Raw genomic sequence first — 17,327 nt, forward strand, 5'->3', positions numbered from 1 at the left:
GGCCCGGGCCCAGTTCAGCACCTGATCGACCTGACGCGGGGTCATTTTCGAGCGGTCGTTGAACATCAGCAGCGTATGCTGGCGCGGATCGATATCGGGCAACACGGCGAGGCTTTCAGCATGGGTTACGTCGATCCCGCGTTCGCGCAAAAATATCTCTGCTGCCAGATAAGGATTGGCTTGCGCGGCGGGGGACGGGCCGTGATCGACCTCGGCCTGGTAAGGCGTGGCCTTGAGGTACAGATAAATGCCCAGCGCACCGAGCAGGGCGACGATCAGCGCGCCGCCCAAAAGCCAGAGCGTGCGCCGGCTCAACGGGCGACTCCTTGGCCAAACAGGGTGCGCCAGCCGTCACACAATTCCTGTTGCAGATGCGCCGCCGGTACTCGGTGCCCATAGGCCATGTTCTGCCAGTGACCGGTGAGCTGACGGCTATAAGTGAGCAGGTCCGGTCGCTGCAACTGTTCGATCCGGGCCAGCACTTCGTTTTCGGTGTCGGCGGGTTTCAGGGTCAGGTTGAAGTCGTGCAATAGATGACTGAGCAGTGCCCGGTACAGCAGACCCAATGCCGCGCGCGGCTCGGTTTGCCAGAGCTGTTCCGCATGGCTGGCTATGTCATCGGGCAGGCTTTCCTTTTGCAGATCCAGACCGAAGGCTTGTTGCGGCAAGGGCCTTTTGTTCGTTTCGGGCAAGCGCGGACGGCGGCCGACGAACGTTTGCAGAAAATCCCGATAACGCCAGACCAGCCAGCCGAGCCCGGCGATCACCGCGCCCCACAGCACGACTTCAATCGCCTTGGCCAGACCGTCGAGGTGTCGGCCATCCAGCCAGTCGAGCAGGGTCTTCAACCATTGCGGTGCTTCGCCTTCCTTGGGCTTTTCAGCAGCCGCGGTATCTTCGCCGAAGCGATAACGGGTGACGGTTTCCTTGTTCTTGAACGGCGGCTGTTCGAGCAAGGCCTTGATGCTGTTGCGGGACGCCTCGCTGGTCAGCGGCTGGTTCAACAGACGCGGTGCATCCGGAGCAGTGGCGGGCTCGGCAGCCCAGGCTGAGGGCAACCCCGGCAACAGCAGACACGCCACCATTAGCAAGCCGATCGCGCTGCTGTTCAAACGCTGGCGCAAGCGGCGGAACACCAGTTCGATGTCCCAGGCTTCGAGGACGGTGCGGCGGTTCAGATACAGGCTGAATCCGCAGGCGACATACACCGGTTCCCAGATCACCAGAATCAGCGCATAGAACGCATTGGTCAGATGCTCCAGCCAGCGCCATTCGTAGTCGGCCGCGAAGATCAGGCTTTGCCAGTCCCAATCGGTTTCGACCTGTTGCGGCAGAAGCAGGTAGAACAACACCATCAGGCCGATCCACAGCGCCGTTTCCAGGTGCACGCCGATGATCGTCAGCCACTGCGCGGCGCCGGCATTGCGTTGCAACAACACCTGCAAACGCTGCTGGCGGGCCGTGCCGTCGAGGCCTTCGAGTTGCAGCACGGGCAGCAGGAAGCTGCGACTGAGGCTGAGGCGGCGCCAGGTCAGGCTGGCGATGAGTTGCGGCTTGAGCAGGCGCGGCCATTGGCGCAAGGCCTGTTTCAAGGTGGGTGTTTCGCCGAACAGCGCCTTGGACAGGATGTACAGCGGCAGGCGTTCGTAGGCCGGTTTCAGCCACCAGAAGATGAACACGGCGAGCGACGGTGAATCCCACAATAACAGGCTGAGCACCGCGAACAGCGGCAGGGTGACGATGGCCCAACTGGTCATCAGCAGGCGCCGATGTTGCTGGCTCATGAGCACGCCCAGATCCATGGCTTCCCAGGTGGTGCGCGGACGGATCGCCACGGTTGCGTCACTCAGGCGCATGGCGGGTCCTTCCGGCGAACAGCAGATAGAGCGCCACGCAGAGCCAGAGCCCGGCGCCGACCAGGTATTTGGTCTGCGGCGTAACCCCGGTGCGCGACGACCAGTAGGCTTCGATAAACGCGGCGATCAACAGAAACAGCATCACGCCGCAGATCAACAGGATGCTCTGGCGCGCCGCGATCTGCAGGGCCTCGATTCGTGTCAGGCGTCCCGGCGCGATCAATGCCCAACCCAGTTTCAGTCCTGCCGCGCCGGCCAGGGCGATGGCGCTGAGTTCGAACGCACCGTGCCCGATCACGAACGACCAGAAGGTCTGGCCAAAGCCGATTTCACTGAGGTGTCCGGCCACCGCGCCGATGATCAGCCCGTTGTAGAACAGGAAAAACGCACTGCCCACCCCCAGCAGCAAACCGCTGGCGAAGGTCTGAAAGGCGATGCCGATGTTGTGCATGATGTAGTAGCCGAACATCACCCAGTCTTCGCTCGCCGCGCGCTCGGCCGAACGCCCGAGATGGCCGGCGGCGGGGTCGTACATGCTTTGCATCTCGCGCACCTGATCGGCGGGTATCAGGTTGTAGACCAGCTCCGGAAACAGGAAAACCAGCAAACCGAAACCGGCCAGGCTGCCGAAGAACAACAGGGCGGCGGCCAGCACGAAGCGCCATTCGGCGCGCACCAGCCGTGGAAACCCGGCGAGGATGAAACCCAGCACGTTAGCGCCGAGCTGGCTGCGATGCCGGTAAAGCTGTTGATGCCCGCGCAGCACTTGCTGTTGCAAGGAGTCGACCAGAAAACTGCTGTATCCACGTTCCTGCGCCAGCGCCAGATGCTGGCAGAGTCGGCGATAGGCCTTGGGAAATTCCGCGACCTGCGAAGTGTCCTTGCCTCGTTCAAGTCGTTCGAGGGCGAGGGTGAAACGCTCCCATTCGGCCTTGTGGCGGGTTTCGAAAAGGCTTTGCTTCATGTCGGACCCAACAGGCCGCGAGCGATGCCGTTGAGTTCACCGACGGCTTTCGGCGCGCTGATGTGCAGCGGCTGGGCCAGCAGTGCAGCGAGTTCGTTGACCCGCGCTGTCGACAGTTCACCTTGGCGTTCGGCGAAGGCGAGCAGGGCGCGTTGTTCAGTCAGGGTCAGCGGGATCGGTGAGCGGCGGGGTTCGGCATCGGGCAACTGCGGGCGCTTGAGCGGGCGTTCGCTGTAGATCACCAGCGTGCCGGCAGCGATGTCGCCGAGGCGTTTGAAGGTCGGGTGTTGCAGGCAACTGATCGCACCGAGGAAATAGCCGAACGGCATCAGGTCGACAAAACGCAGCAAATTGCGCAACAGGGAGGCTGACCAGCCGACCGGCGTGCCATCGTCGTGCACCACCCGCAGGCCCATCCATTGCTTGCCCGGCGAGCGGCCCTGACGCAGCACTTCGAACAACACCATGTACCACCAGCTCACCACGAACAGCAGCAATGAACCGAGGCCGATACCGAGCTTGCCAAGCAACGCCAGCACCATGAGCAGCAGGCCCAGGATCAGCCCGCGCAACCCCAGATCGATGGTGAACGCCACGGCACGCACCGTCAGGCCGGCGGGACGCAGCGGCAGGTCGATGCCTTCCGGCGTTTCGACCTGGTGCCGCGTATCCAGTGGCGGGGCCAGCGGTGCTTTCCTTGGCGGTGCTGTGGTCTCGAGCATGGGCTACCTGATGTTGCCGGATCGGGATGCAAGTGCGTCCGATGCTAGCAGTCTCTCGGGGGGAAACGACATAACTATGTCATACACATCCTTCAACCAAAGGTGACTGAATGATGCGGCGCTGGCCGCGACCGCAGTCGAACGCCTAGACTTTGCCGATCTTCAGTTCAGGAACCGCCCGTGACTTCCATTTTCTGGTACGACTACGAAACCACCGGCATCAATCCCCGATGCGACCGCCCGTTGCAGGTGGCCGGGATCCGCACCGACCACGAACTCAACGAAATCGACGCGCCGGTCAATCTCTACTGCCAGCCCAGCGAAGACATCCTGCCGCACCCGGCGGCGTGCGCGATCACCGGCATCACCCCGAGTCGTCTCGCCGAACAGGGCTTGAGCGAAGCTGATTTCATGACCCGTGTTCACGCCCAGCTCGCGGCACCCGGCACTTGCGGTGCGGGGTACAACACCTTGCGCTTCGACGATGAGATGACCCGCTACAGCCTGTACCGCAACTTTTTCGATCCCTATGCCCGTGAATGGCAGGGCGGCAACAGTCGCTGGGACCTGATCGACGTGGTACGCGCCGCCTACGCATTGCGCCCCGATGGTCTGGTCTGGCCGACCGATGACGAGGGCAAGGTGACGCTCAAGCTCGAACGCCTGACCGCCGCCAACAACATCGATCACGGCAATGCGCACGAAGCCCTGTCGGACGTGCGCGCCACCATTGCCCTGGCCCGGTTGATCCGCGAGAAGCAGCCGAAGCTGTATGACTGGCTGTTCCAGTTGCGCAGTAAACAGAAGGTCATGGATCAAATTCGCCTGTTGCAGCCGATGGTGCACATTTCCGGCCGTTTCTCCGCTGCGCGCAGTTATGTCGGCGTGGTGCTGCCGCTGGCTTGGCATCCGCGCAACAAGAACGCGTTGATCGTCTGTGATCTGCACCTGGACCCGCAGGGTCTGCTCGACCTGGATGCCGAAACATTGCGTCAGCGCCTGTATACCCGGCGCGACGATCTGGCCGAAGGCGAGTTGCCGGTACCGCTCAAGCTTATTCACATCAACAAGTGCCCGGTGGTGGCGCCGTTGGCGGTGCTGAGAGCTGAAGATCAGCAGCGTCTGGGTCTGGACATGGCGTTGTATCAGGCGCGTGCATTGCGACTAAGTGACGCACAACAAGTTTGGAAAGATAAAGTCTCGGCGATTTATGCCAGCGAAGATTTCGCCTCGAGTGAAGATCCCGAACAACAGTTGTACGACGGATTTATCGGTGATCGCGATCGTCGTTTATGTGAGCAAGTGAGGGCGACCGATCCTGCTCAATTGGCGCGAGAGCAATGGCCGTTCGATGATGAACGTTTACCTGAATTGTTGTTTCGATATCGAGCACGTAACTTTCCCGATACGTTGAATTTCGAAGAGCAAGAACGCTGGAAAATCTTTTGCCGGCAACGCTTGTCCGCGCCGGAGTGGGGCGCCCCTAATACCTTGCAATCTTTTGCCGAGGCCATGGAGCAATGGCTGCTTAGTGCTGCGCCGATGCAGGCCGAGGTGTTGGTTGAATGGCAGAACTATGTCCAGGCATTACGCAAACGTTTGGATCTTTGAAATCGAACATGTCCGGCGCTTGAATGCCGGGCATAAAAAAACGCCAGCATTCGCTGGCGTTTTTTTGTGTCACAGAAGCGCTCTGCGACAAGGGTTGCGGCTTAGCCCAGCAGGGTAGCCCAGCCTTCAACCACGTCACCGCCCCACTTGGCTTTCCACTCTTTCAGAGTTTTGTGGTTGCCACCTTTGGTTTCGATGACTTCGCCGTTGTGCGGGTTTTTGTATTGTTTAACTTTGCGAGCACGCTTGGTGCCGGTAGTTTTGGCTGCGCCGCCACGTGGTGCTTTGGTTTTGGACTCTGGATCCAGCAGCGCGATGATGTCGCGCAGGGATTTGGAATATTCGCCCATCAGTGTGCGCAGTTTGCCTTCGAATTCCAGCTCGGCTTGCAGTTTGTCGTCTTGCGACAGGTTCTTCAAACGGGCTTGCAGCTCTTTGATAGCTTCTTCGGTGGCACGATATTCGTTGATCAAGGACATGATTACTACCTTATGTGGGAGTGCGCGATGGCAGGGGACAGTGCGGCAATAATAGTCAGGCTGTTTCATCAAGTAAACATTTAACCGGGGTTTTTATTTGAATTAGTTACGTTGAAAAGCCATGAATTGAATGTTCAGTTAAATAATGTGATGGAGTCTTCACAGATATTCACACAAGCCTGTTCATGCATGGCTATTACTGCGCCATCATTCTGGCGTTTGCCAGCGTCAAAAAAGCTGCGACGGGCTGCCGTGAGGCTCCGAGGGTCATCAATACTGCAGTTTTCCCGCGCAGTCGCTAGAATGGCCGCCTTTGCGAAGTTCTGGAGTTTCCCCCTCATGCGCACTTTTCGGCTGGTGATTTCTTGCCCGGACCGCGTTGGCATCGTTGCCAAAGTCAGTAACTTTCTGGCGGCCCACAATGGCTGGATCACCGAAGCGAGCCACCACTCGGATAACCAGGTCGGCTGGTTCTTCATGCGTCACGAAATCCGTGCCGATTCCCTGCCTTTTGGTATCGAGGTGTTGCGCGAGAAGTTTGCACCGATCGCCGAAGAGTTCTCGATGGACTGGCGCATCACCGACACCGAGCAGAAAAAACGCGTGGTGCTGATGGCCAGCCGCGAATCCCACTGCCTGGCTGACCTGCTGCACCGCTGGCACAGTGATGAACTCGATTGCGAGATTTCCTGCGTGATCTCCAACCACGACGACCTGCGCAGCATGGTCGAGTGGCACGGCATTCCTTATTACCACGTGCCGGTCAATCCGCAGGACAAGCAACCGGCCTTCGATGAAGTGTCACGCCTGGTCAAGCAGCACGACGCCGAAGTGGTGGTGCTGGCGCGCTACATGCAGATCCTGCCGCCGGACATGTGCCGCGAATATGCGCACAAAGTCATCAACATTCACCACAGCTTCCTGCCGTCGTTCGTCGGTGCCAAGCCGTACCACCAGGCTTCGATGCGCGGCGTGAAGCTGATCGGTGCGACCTGCCACTACGTGACCGAAGAGCTGGATGCCGGCCCGATCATCGAGCAGGACGTGGTACGCGTCAGCCACAGCGACAGCATCGAAGACATGGTGCGTTTCGGCCGTGACGTCGAGAAGATGGTGCTGGCCCGTGGTCTGCGTTATCACCTGGAAGACCGCGTGCTGGTGCACGGCAACAAGACCGTGGTGTTCTGATTCACGATCGTTCCCACGCTCTGCGTGGGAACGCCTCTTCAGACGCTCCGCGTCTGCTTTGGGACGCAGAGCGTCCCGGGCTGCGTTCCCACGCAGAGCGTGGGAACGATCCACGGACCTTGAGGACATATCGATGAGCGATCCACTGGACAAAGCCACTTCCAAGGCACCCGCCACCCTCGGCGAAGGCTGCTTGAGCCGCTATGACCCGGATGACCTGAGCCCGGAGGACGGCACGGAGTTTCCCGGCGCTGCCGAACTGTGGGAACAACTCAAGGACGAAGAGGATGACCTCAAGAAGCCTGTCTGACGCTCAGCAGCTTTTTCAGCAACGGCCGGCCCAGCATCAATAGAAACACCGGACCACCGACCAGCAGATAGAAGTAAAACGTCACCACCCGCCAGATCAGGATCGCCGCCGCCGCGGTCGATTTGCCGACCATCGGCGCCAGCAGCGCCGCCGAGGTCAATTCCGCTGCACCGGCACCTCCCGGCAACAGGCTGAATTGCCCCGCACCCAGCGAAAGCATCTGGATCAGAAACGTCCAGGCCCACTGCACATCCGCCCCCAGCCCGCGCAACGCCAGATACAGCACACTGTATCGCAGCGACCAGTGCACGCAGGTCAGAACGAACACCTTGATCAATGTCTGCCACGGCAATTTCAGCGCATCGGTGAAAGCGGCCAGAAAGTGCAGCAACTGCCGCGCCCAGCGCCGTCGAGTGCGTGGTTCGACGTTCATCCCGGCCAGCAGGCGCCCGCTCAGGCGAATCAATCGACGGTGATAGCGCGCGACCAGCACACAACTGAACAGACCGCCGGTCAAAGACAGGGCACTGACGATCAGCAGCCATTCCATACGGTCGCTGAGATGCTGGAACAGCGCGTAGATCAGGATCCCGCTCAAGGCGCAGAGAAAAAACAGCAGATCGCTCAACTGATCCATCGCAAACACGGCGCTGCCCCGGGCCGGACGCACGCCGCTGCGCGCCAGCAGCGCCATGATCGTCAACGGCCCGCCGCTGCCGCCGGGCGTGGCGCACCAGGCGAATTCGGCAGCCATCACCACCCCGAGGCTTTTGACGGGCGTGACCCGGTCACGCTGATCGCCGAGCAGCAGCCGCAGACGCAAGGTGTTGATGCCCCAGCACAGCAGAACCATGGCGAACATGATCAACAGCCAGCGCAGCGGAAAGGCCTGCAGGCGCTCCCAGGTTTCGCCGCCCCCGAGCAGGACGGGCACCGCCACGGCCACCAGCAGGCCGATCATCAATAGAATGCCGCGGCTCAAGCGGCACGCTCGGCTTGAGTTTGCTGGCGCGTCAGCCAGTCGATTTTGGTCATGGGCACGCGTCCGTCCGCCAACAGTCGTTCAAGGGTGCGCCACCAGTAATCCCGGGAAAACCGGTGGCGCATGTCCACCGGGTGCAAGCCTAGACGAATCACCGGCGCCTGACGCCAACGCTGCTCACGCTGTTCGCTGATGACCTTCGACATGCCGCGACGCCAGGCGCTGCGTGCGCTCCACACCAGTCCCGGAGCCTCGACCGCAGTGAAATCCGGCAAGTGATAAAGATGCTGCGGATCGCTGGTGTAGCGCAGCGGCAATTCGCGCAATGCCTGGCGTGTGCCGGCACTCATCAACCAGGCGGGGGCGACGAAACCGTGCAGCGGCCAGTCGTGGCGCCGAAACAGATCGATGCCCGGGCGCAGGCGGGCGAGGGCGGCTTCCCGGGACAGCTGATAGAACTCGCCTTCATGGGTGTAGACCCGGCGCATGAACCAGTCGCGCGCCGTGCGCGGGCCGGGCTCGGTGTCTTCATGAAAGTGGCCGTGCAGGGCCAGTTCATCACCGCGTGCGACGCGCTCGTCGAGCATTCGACAAAACGCTGGATGGCCTTCAAGTGCCTCGCGTCGATGTAAGTCCGGAACCACCAGCCACGTCATCGGGACGTTGCCCAACCGGTCAACGGCTTCGACGAAGGCTCGATAATCGGCCCACGTGGAGGGCGCCACGTCATGCAGCACCAGCATCAGCGCCGGGCGCTCGTGAGATTCAGCCATTGGCCACCCGTGGAACCGAATCGCCGAGTACGGCGTGATAATGCCCCAGCAGGCTATCGACCACCGTGTCCCAGGCGTAATGCCGTTCGACATGCTGGCGTGCCTGTTGACCGAGTACGCCGGTCCCGCGACTGAACAGTTCGCGCACCGCATTGGCCATGGCTTGCGCATTGTTCGGCGCGCAGAGCAGGCCGCAGGATTCGCTGACGATTTCTTCGAACGCCCCGGCTGCCACTGCCACCACCGGAATCCCGCAGGCCATGGCCTCCAGAATCACCAGGCCGAAGGTTTCCTGATCGCCGGCGTGGATCAGCGCGTCGGCACTGGCCATCAGTCGCGCGACCTGCGCGGCCGGGCAGAAACGGTCGATCACGCTGACGTTGTCCGGGACGGACACCGGCATCGACGAGCCGACCAGCAACAGGTGATAGCGCGGGCCCAGGCGTTTCATGCAATCGAGCAGCACCGGCAGGTTTTTCTCCTTGGAACCGCGACCGGCGAAGATCAGCAGGCGCGTGTCCTCGGCGATCCCCAGTTCGCTGCGCAACCCGGTATCGCGGGCATCCGGATGGAAAGTGTGCAGGTCAACGCCCAGCGGTTGCACGAAGACGTTGCGCACGCCCAGCCCGCTGAGCTTGTCGGCCATGACCAGGCTGGGCGCCAGCACCCGGTCGAAATTGCCGTACAACTTGCGCACATACGCATCGATATTCGGCGTGACCCAGTGGCCCATGCGGTTGCCCACTAGTAGCGGCAGGTCGGAGTGATAGAAGCCGATCACCGGCACATCCAGCTGCCGACGCGCATCGAGCGCGGCCCAGGCGGTGAGGTACGGGTCGCCGACTTCGATCAGATCGGGTTGCAGGTCCTGCAGGACGTTTCGCCAAGGGGCCAGGCGCAGGGGAAAACGATAGCCCTTGCCGAAGGGCAGGGCGGGGGCGGGAACCGTATAGACGCCATCACGTTCGCCGAAATCCGCGCCGGGAATCAGCAGGCTGTGGCGGATGCCGGGTTTGATTCCCAGCCGACGGTGCTTGGCATCCAGATAGGTGCGCACGCCACCGCTGGCCGGGGCGTAGAACATGGTGATGTCGGCGATATGCACGGTGAACGTCCCTCCGCGTTGATCTCCCTTGGTTGACCTTTATCAAGAATAGATGTTCGGTCGGGGTTTCGCGGTGGGGTGCAAGGCCGGTTTCGGAGGGATTGTCGGTCGTCTTCGTCGGATAGTTGTGAACGACGAAGACGACCGGCAGAGCGGCTTTAAATGCGGAAGCTGCCAACCAGTTGCTTCAAGCGCGAAGCCTGCTGCTCCAGATCCGAGCAGGCACGCAACGTCGCCTGCAAGTTCTCGACACCTTCCTGGTTCAGCGTGTTGATCTCGGTGATATCCACGTTGATCGACTCGACCACAGCCGTCTGTTCCTCGGTCGCGGTGGCCACCGACTGGTTCATCCCGTCGATTTCACCAATGCGCTGGGTCACGCTGTTCAGGCGCTCGCCGGCGAGGTTGGCGATGTCCACGCTGTCCTGGCTGTGGCGCTGGCTGTCGCTCATGGTGCTGACGGATTCGCGGGCGCCGACTTGCAGCTCCTCGATCATGGTCTGCACCTGTTGTGCCGATTCCTGGGTGCGGTGGGCGAGGTTGCGCACTTCGTCCGCCACCACCGCAAAACCGCGCCCGGCTTCACCGGCACGTGCTGCCTCGATGGCCGCGTTGAGCGCCAGCAGGTTGGTCTGCTGGGAAATGCTGGTGATCACTTCCAGGATCTGGCCGATGTTCACGGTCTTGCTGTTCAGCGATTCGATATTGCTGCTCGATGCGCTGAGCATGCTCGACAGCTGGTTCATCGCCTTGATGCTGCGATCCACCACTTGCTGACCGTCTTCGGCCAGGCCACGGGCGTCGCTGGCCTGGGACGAGGCCTGGGCGGCGTTACGGGCGATTTCCTGGGCGGCGGCGCCGAGCTGGTTGATCGCGGCGGCCACGCTGTTGGTGCGCGAGGCTTGCTGGTCGGAGTTGTACATCGACGAGTTCGAGGCCGCGACCACGCGCAGGGCGACTTCGTTGACCTGGCCGGTGGCCGACGACACTTCGCGGATCGAGCCGTGAATACGTTCGACAAAACGGTTGAACGCGGTGCCGAGTACGCCGAATTCGTCCTGGTTCTGGATGGTCAGGCGCTTGGTCAGGTCGCCTTCGCCGTCGGCGATGTCTTCCATGGCGCGGGTCATCACGTGCAGCGGCTGGATCAGGATACGGATCAGCATGCCGAGCAGGGCAATGATGATCGCCACGGCAATCACGGTTGCGATCACGGCCGAAGCGCGGAATTCGCTGAGCATCGAGAAGGCTTTGTCTTTGTCCACCGACAGGCCGATGTACCAGTTCACCGACGGCAGGCCCTTGATCGGGGTGAAGTTGACGATGCGGGTCTTGCCGTCGACGGTGACTTCACTGAAGTCGCTGCTGATGCGCGGGGTGTCCTGCGGATAGGCTTCCTTCAGTGACTTCATCACCAGGGCCTTGTCCGGGTGCACCAGGATCTTGCCGTCGGCGCTGACCAGGAACGCGTAGCCCATGCCGGAGAAGTCCCGGGCGCTGAGGGTGTTGATCAGGGTTTGCAGGCTCAGGTCGCCGCCCACCACGCCCACGCTCTGACCGGCCTTTTTTGCGGCGGTGGCGATGGAAATGATGGTCTGGCCGGTCGCCGCGTCGATGTACGGTTCGGTCAGGGTCGAGGTGCTGCTGCTTTCGGCACCTTTATACCAAGGGCGAACGCGCGGATCGAAACCGTCCGGCATCTTCGCATCCGGGCGGATGGTGAAGTGCCCGGTGGCATCGCCGAGGTAGGACGCCATGAAGGTCGACGTCAGGGCTTTCTGTTCCAGCAGACTGGCAACGGCGGCAGGATCGGGGTTGATCGCGATGTTCTGGGCAGCGTTCTCGATCAGCAGGATGCGCCCGCTGAGCCAGGTCTGGATGTTGTCGGCTGTGACCTCGCCCATCTCGTTGAGGTAATTGTCCAGGTCCTCGCGGATCGCATTGCGCTGCAACCAGTCGTTGTACAGCGTGAACGAGGCGAAGGCGGCAATGACGATGAGGGCGGCGGCAAGCAGGATTTTATGGCTGAAACGCAGATTTTTGTTCATGGCTTGGGGTTCCGCTAAGGTCTTATTATTCAGGGCGTGCTTCTATAGATACTCGCCAGGTGGGCTTGATGGGTACAAGCAGGTATTTCCGCTTCTCCTTAGGGAAATCTCCGATGCGGATGTCAGTCGCATCTGTCACCTTTAGCTATCGGCCATGCTCGATCAAAGATTAACCATTGGGTGACCAAATGCCTGAATCTTCGCAACTCACAATCGGCGCCGACCTCGCCGGGCAACCGATCGCCCAGGCCATGCGCCTGGCCAACCGTCACGGACTGGTCGCCGGCGCAACCGGTACCGGCAAGACCGTTACTTTGCAGCGTCTGGCCGAGGCGTTCAGCGACGCCGGGGTCGCGGTGTTCGCCGCCGACGTCAAGGGCGACCTGTGCGGCCTCGGTGCTGCCGGCAACCCTCAGGGCAAGATCGCCGAGCGCATCGCCGGCATGCCGTGGCTCAAGCACACGCCTCAGGCGTATCCCGTGACCTTGTGGGACATTCACGGTCAGTCCGGTCATCCGTTGCGCACTACGTTGAGTGAAATGGGCCCGCTGCTGATCGGCGCCTTGCTGGAACTGACCGACAGCCAGCAATCGGCGTTGTACGCTGCGTTCAAGGTGGCGGATCGCGAAGGCCTGTTGCTGCTGGATCTCAAAGACCTGAAAGCGCTGCTCAATCACCTCAAGGACAATCCGCAGCTGCTGGGCGAAGACGCCGCGCTGTTCACCACCGGTTCCAGCCAGGCACTGTTGCGGCGTCTGGCGACGCTGGAGCAGCAGGGCGCCGAAGCGTTGTTCGGTGAACCGGCGCTGCAACTGGAAGACATTCTGCAGCCGACCGCTGACGGTCGCGGGCGCATCCATTTGCTCGATGCCAGTCGTCTGGTGCATGAGGCGCCGAAGGTCTACGCGACTTTCCTGCTGTGGCTGCTGGCCGAGCTGTTCGAGCAACTGCCGGAGCGCGGCGATGCCGACAAACCGTTGTTGGCGCTGTTTTTCGATGAGGCACATTTGTTGTTCGGCGATACGCCCAAGGCTCTGCAAGAGCGCTTGGAGCAAGTGGTGCGGCTGATCCGTTCCAAAGGCGTGGGCGTGTATTTCGTCACCCAGTCGCCGGGCGATCTGCCGGACGATGTGCTGGCGCAACTGGGACTGCGGATACAACACGGCCTGCGCGCGTTTACCGCCAAGGAACAGAAGTCCCTGCGGGCGGTGGCGGACGGCTTTCGGCCGAATCCGGCATTTGACACGTTGTCGGTGCTCACCGAGCTCGGGATTGGCGAAGCCCTGGTTGGCACCTTGCAGGAGAAGGGCACGCCGGAAATGGTTCAGCGAGTGCTGGTGGCGCCGCCGCAATCGCGGATCGGGCCGTTGACCGAGACCGAGCGCACGATGCTGATTGCCGGTTCGCCGTTCAAGGGCCGTTATGACAAGCCGATCGACCGCGAGTCGGCCTATGAAATCCTGATGGGTCGCAAGGGGCTGGCGCCGGAGGCGGAAGCGGCGCCGGGCAAACCGGCCGCTGAAGAGCCGAGCCTGGCGGACAAGGCCGGAGAATTCCTCGGCACGGCGGCGGGGCAGGCGCTCAAGTCGGCGATGCGTCAGGCGGCGAATTCGCTGGGTAAACAGTTGGTGCGCGGTCTGATGGGGTCATTGCTCGGCGGCAGCAAACGCCGCTGATCAACAAGGCTCAGGTTTTGGGTTTGGCGTGGGCGGCCAGTCGCTCCAGTGCCGCTCGCAGATTCGGATCGCTGATCCCGTCGGCGGTGGCCTGGATGGTCGCCGCCGCATCCGTCGACAGGTCGATCGTCGGCCCGCTCGCCTCGCGCTGGATGGTCGGTGGCCGCACGGCGAACTTGATCCGCGTCAGATTGGCGAACTCGTCGAACATCTGCAGTTGCCGTTGCAGACGTTTCTGCTGATAGCGCAGGCGCGTGGCCCAATGGCCGTCGGTGACAATCAGCAACAGTTCGCCTTCGCGCCACTTGGCCACGTGGCAATGTTCACGGGCGGCGGGTTGCAGTTGGCTTTCGAGCAGACGTTGCAGATGGGCCAGGCGTTGCGCATGACCGAGGATGGCTTTCAACGGCCTGGCTTCGCGTAGCAGAACGGCGGGCGCTCTGGCTGTGAGAGGGCGAAATGCCATGATCTAGGACCTGAAGTGACAGAGGCGCCATGGTAGCAGATGGCACCCATTTCACTCGCCCATTGCTTTTGTCCCTGCTTTGCCCATTAAATCAACGACTAACTTCTTTGCTGTACGGCTTGAAGTTGAGCAAAACGCCCCTATTTTAAGTGAGCCCCGTCAAAGCGCAGTGCCAGCATCGTGGAATATCCCCACTTTCCTCACCACCGTTTCCGGGTAGAATGCTCGTTCGCATGCGGCCATGAGGGCTGCACGGGCGACTCACGGGGCCGCCCTCCATCCCTTTAGTGTGGAAGATCCTGCCGATATGTTTGCGCCTTTGTTAAAGAAACTTTTTGGAAGCAAGAACGAGCGTGAAGTCAAACGCATGCTCAAGACGGTGCAGCTCGTCAATGCCTTCGAAGAGAAGATGGTCGCCCTCTCGGACGATCAACTGCGCGCCAAGACCGCAGAGTTCAAGGACCGCATTGCCAAGGGGGAGACCCTCGACAAGCTGTTGCCCGAAGCCTTTGCGGTCGCCCGCGAAGCCGGCAAGCGTGTCATGGGCATGCGCCACTTCGACGTCCAGCTGATCGGCGGCATGACCCTGCATGAAGGCCGGATCGCCGAAATGCGTACCGGTGAAGGCAAGACGCTGGTGGGTACCCTGGGTGTTTACCTCAACGCGCTGTCCGGCAAGGGCGTGCACGTTGTGACCGTGAACGACTACCTGGCCCGCCGTGACGCCAACTGGATGCGCCCGCTGTATGAATTCCTCGGCCTGACCGTCGGCATCGTGACGCCGTTCCAGCCGCCGGAAGAGAAGCGCGCCGCCTACGCCGCCGACATCACCTACGGCACCAACAACGAATTCGGGTTCGACTACCTGCGCGACAACATGGCGTTCAGCATGGAAGAGAAATTCCAGCGCGAACTCAACTTTGCCGTGATCGACGAAGTCGACTCCATCCTCATCGACGAAGCGCGTACTCCGCTGATCATTTCCGGTCAGGCCGAGGACAGCTCCAAGCTGTACATCGAGATCAACAAGCTGATCCCGAAACTCAAGCTGCACGTCGAAGAAGTCGAAGGCGAAGTCACCCAGGAAGGCCATTACACCGTTGACGAGAAGACCCGTCAGGTCGAACTCAACGAAGCCGGTCACCAGTTCATCGAAGACCAGCTGACCAGCATCGGTCTGCTGGCCGAGGGCGAGAGCCTGTACTCGGCGCACAACCTGAGCCTGCTGACTCACGTCTACGCCGGTCTGCGTGCGCATAAACTGTTCCACCGCAACGTCGAATACATCGTGCAGGACGGTCAGGTCGTACTGGTCGACGAACACACCGGTCGTACCATGCCGGGCCGTCGTCTGTCCGAAGGCCTGCACCAGGCCATCGAAGCCAAGGAAAACCTGAACATCCAGGCCGAGAGCCAGACCCTGGCATCGACCACGTTCCAGAACTACTTCCGTCTGTACGAAAAACTGTCCGGCATGACCGGTACGGCTGACACCGAAGCGTTCGAATTCCATCAGATCTATGGCCTGCCGGTCATCGTGATCCCGACCAACAAGCCGTTGGCCCGTAAGGACTACAACGACCTGGTGTTCCTGACCGCCGAAGAGAAATACGCGGCGATCGTCAACGACATCAAGGAAAGCATGGCTGCCGGCCGTCCGGTGCTGGTGGGTACTGCGACCATCGAAACCTCCGAGCACATGTCCGCATTGCTCGAGAAGGAAGGTATCGAACACAAGGTCCTGAACGCCAAGTTCCACGAAAAAGAAGCTGAAATCATCGCGCAGGCCGGTCGTCCGGGCGCACTGACCATTGCTACCAACATGGCCGGTCGTGGTACCGACATCCTGCTGGGCGGCAACTGGGAAGTTGAAGTGGCTTCGCTGGAAAACCCGACCCCTGAGCAGATCGCCCAGATCAAGGCCGACTGGCAGAAGCGTCACCAGCAAGTGCTGGAGTCCGGCGGTCTGCAGGTGATCGCCTCCGAGCGTCACGAATCCCGCCGTATCGACAACCAGCTGCGTGGTCGTGCGGGCCGTCAGGGCGACGCCGGTTCCAGCCGCTTCTACCTGTCGCTGGAAGACAGCCTGATGCGCATCTTCGCCTCTGACCGGGTGAAGAACTTCATGAAAGCCCTGGGCATGCAGTCCGGTGAAGCGATCGAGCACCGCATGGTGACCAACGCCATCGAGAAGGCACAGCGCAAGGTTGAAGGCCGCAACTTCGACATCCGCAAGCAACTGCTCGAGTTCGACGACGTCAACAACGAACAGCGTAAAGTGATCTATCACATGCGTAACACGTTGCTGGCTGCGGACAACATCGGCGAGACCATCGCTGATTTCCGTCAGGACGTCCTGAACGCCACCGTCAGCGCGCACATTCCGCCGCAATCGCTGCCAGAGCAGTGGGACGTAGCCGGTCTGGAAGCGTCGATCGCCAGCGACTTCGGCGTGAAACTGCCGATCCAGCAATGGCTCGACGAAGACGATCACCTGTACGAAGAAACCCTGCGCGAGAAGCTGATGAACGAGCTGATCGCCGCGTACAACGAAAAAGAAGACCAGGCGGGCGCCGAAGCTCTGCGTTCCTTTGAGAAGCAGATCGTGCTGCGCGTTCTGGACGACCTGTGGAAAGACCACCTGTCGACCATGGATCACCTGCGTCACGGCATCCACCTGCGTGGTTATGCGCAGAAGAACCCGAAGCAGGAATACAAGCGCGAGTCCTTCACGCTGTTCTCCGAGCTGCTGGATTCGATCAAGCGCGACTCGATCCGTGTGCTGTCGCACGTTCAGGTTCGCCGCGAAGATCCGGCCGAGGAAGAGCAACGCCTGCGTCAGGAAGCCGAAGCACTGGCCGCCCGCATGCAGTTCGAACACGCCGAGGCTCCTGGCCTGGAAGCGCAACCGGAACTGGTCGGTGAAGAGGTCGATGTGGCCCTCGCCACCGCCCCGGTTCGCAACGAGCAGAAGCTGGGCCGCAACGAACTGTGCTACTGCGGTTCGGGCAAGAAATTCAAGCATTGCCACGGGCAGATTCAGTAAAACCCGTTTCAATCGCTGAAATACCCGCGCCGCGACCGGCACCAGCCGTCGCGGCGTTTTGCCATTTACACCACCGTCACTACGCTTGGCGGTGCTGACAT

General features: G+C 61.2%; 15 protein-coding genes and 1 pseudogene. 5 read left to right on the forward strand and 11 right to left on the reverse strand.

Translation table 11 applies throughout. The features are described 5' to 3' along the window. The 4 genes from K5E37_RS12030 to K5E37_RS12045 all read right to left on the reverse strand — a co-directional run. The coding region (locus K5E37_RS12030; RefSeq protein WP_221533946.1) for a DUF4350 domain-containing protein at positions 1-315 on the reverse strand (315 nt) is incomplete at its 3' end. Next, entirely contained in the window at positions 312-1,856 is a 1,545-nt protein-coding gene (locus K5E37_RS12035; RefSeq protein ID WP_221533947.1) for a DUF4129 domain-containing protein, read from the reverse strand. The genes K5E37_RS12035 and K5E37_RS12030, both read right to left, overlap by 4 nt. Beyond that, positions 1,843-2,820: a stage II sporulation protein M gene (locus K5E37_RS12040; protein WP_085607023.1), complete on the reverse strand. Its 978-nt coding sequence runs from the start codon at positions 2,818-2,820 to the stop codon at positions 1,843-1,845. Before K5E37_RS12040 ends, K5E37_RS12035 begins: the two co-directional genes overlap by 14 nt. Beyond that, positions 2,817-3,542 (reverse strand): RDD family protein, encoded by a 726-nt coding sequence (locus K5E37_RS12045; RefSeq protein WP_085606644.1) that lies wholly within the window; start codon positions 3,540-3,542, stop codon positions 2,817-2,819. The genes K5E37_RS12040 and K5E37_RS12045 overlap by 4 nt, the downstream gene beginning before the upstream one ends. Before the next feature lie 180 nt (positions 3,543-3,722). Here K5E37_RS12045 and sbcB point away from each other — a divergent pair, with 180 nt between their 5' ends. Continuing rightward, entirely contained in the window at positions 3,723-5,153 is a 1,431-nt protein-coding gene (gene sbcB, locus K5E37_RS12050; RefSeq protein ID WP_074688370.1) for an exodeoxyribonuclease I, read from the forward strand. Positions 5,154-5,254: 101 nt separating this feature from the next. Here sbcB and mvaT read toward each other — a convergent pair whose 3' ends face one another. Then, complete coding sequence (gene mvaT, locus K5E37_RS12055; RefSeq protein WP_007951234.1) at positions 5,255-5,632, reverse strand: histone-like nucleoid-structuring protein MvaT; 378 nt, start codon at positions 5,630-5,632, stop codon at positions 5,255-5,257. 339 nt (positions 5,633-5,971) lie between these two features. Here mvaT and purU point away from each other — a divergent pair, with 339 nt between their 5' ends. Both purU and K5E37_RS12065 read left to right on the forward strand, forming a co-directional pair. Next, positions 5,972-6,820, forward strand: a complete 849-nt coding sequence (gene purU, locus K5E37_RS12060) for a formyltetrahydrofolate deformylase (protein ID WP_011335666.1) — start codon at positions 5,972-5,974, stop codon at positions 6,818-6,820. Between the two features lie 133 nt (positions 6,821-6,953). After that, the gene (locus K5E37_RS12065; protein WP_007951232.1) at positions 6,954-7,130 is read left to right on the forward strand and encodes a hypothetical protein; all 177 of its coding nucleotides are present in this window, start codon (positions 6,954-6,956) and stop codon (positions 7,128-7,130) included. On the opposite strand, the gene K5E37_RS12070 is transcribed toward K5E37_RS12065, so the two are convergent. The 5 genes and pseudogenes from K5E37_RS12070 to K5E37_RS29665 all read right to left on the reverse strand — a co-directional run. After that, positions 7,114-8,112 carry a lysylphosphatidylglycerol synthase transmembrane domain-containing protein gene (locus K5E37_RS12070; protein WP_221533948.1) on the reverse strand — a complete coding sequence of 333 codons (999 nt, stop codon included), beginning with the start codon at positions 8,110-8,112 and terminating at the stop codon, positions 7,114-7,116. The genes K5E37_RS12065 and K5E37_RS12070 overlap by 17 nt on opposite strands. Then, complete coding sequence (locus K5E37_RS12075; protein ID WP_221533949.1) at positions 8,109-8,885, reverse strand: DUF2334 domain-containing protein; 777 nt, start codon at positions 8,883-8,885, stop codon at positions 8,109-8,111. Before K5E37_RS12075 ends, K5E37_RS12070 begins: the two co-directional genes overlap by 4 nt. Next, entirely contained in the window at positions 8,878-9,990 is a 1,113-nt protein-coding gene (locus tag K5E37_RS12080; protein WP_221533950.1) for a glycosyltransferase family 1 protein, read from the reverse strand. The genes K5E37_RS12075 and K5E37_RS12080 overlap by 8 nt, the downstream gene beginning before the upstream one ends. Before the next feature lie 158 nt (positions 9,991-10,148). After that, positions 10,149-10,913: a methyl-accepting chemotaxis protein gene (locus K5E37_RS29660; RefSeq protein WP_371915861.1), complete on the reverse strand. Its 765-nt coding sequence runs from the start codon at positions 10,911-10,913 to the stop codon at positions 10,149-10,151. A 93-nt stretch (positions 10,914-11,006) separates the two neighbouring features. After that, positions 11,007-12,038: pseudogene (locus K5E37_RS29665) on the reverse strand (cache domain-containing protein); the annotation flags it as partial. Between the two features lie 188 nt (positions 12,039-12,226). Between K5E37_RS29665 and K5E37_RS12090 the strand changes: the two are divergent. Then, the gene (locus K5E37_RS12090) at positions 12,227-13,714 is read left to right on the forward strand and encodes a helicase HerA-like domain-containing protein (protein ID WP_085607021.1); all 1,488 of its coding nucleotides are present in this window, start codon (positions 12,227-12,229) and stop codon (positions 13,712-13,714) included. Positions 13,715-13,724: 10 nt separating this feature from the next. Here K5E37_RS12090 and K5E37_RS12095 read toward each other — a convergent pair whose 3' ends face one another. Next, positions 13,725-14,180 (reverse strand): DUF721 domain-containing protein, encoded by a 456-nt coding sequence (locus K5E37_RS12095; RefSeq protein WP_007951226.1) that lies wholly within the window; start codon positions 14,178-14,180, stop codon positions 13,725-13,727. 307 nt (positions 14,181-14,487) lie between these two features. On the opposite strand from K5E37_RS12095, the gene secA reads away from it, so the two are divergent. Next, a complete protein-coding gene (gene secA / locus K5E37_RS12100) occupies positions 14,488-17,226 on the forward strand; it encodes a preprotein translocase subunit SecA (protein ID WP_127799575.1) in 2,739 nt (912 codons plus the stop codon). Positions 17,227-17,327 lie beyond the last annotated feature (101 nt).

It is taken from the genome of Pseudomonas sp. RIT778 (assembly GCF_019718735.1).
Taxonomy (GTDB): Bacteria; Pseudomonadota; Gammaproteobacteria; order Pseudomonadales; family Pseudomonadaceae; genus Aquipseudomonas; species Aquipseudomonas aphyarum.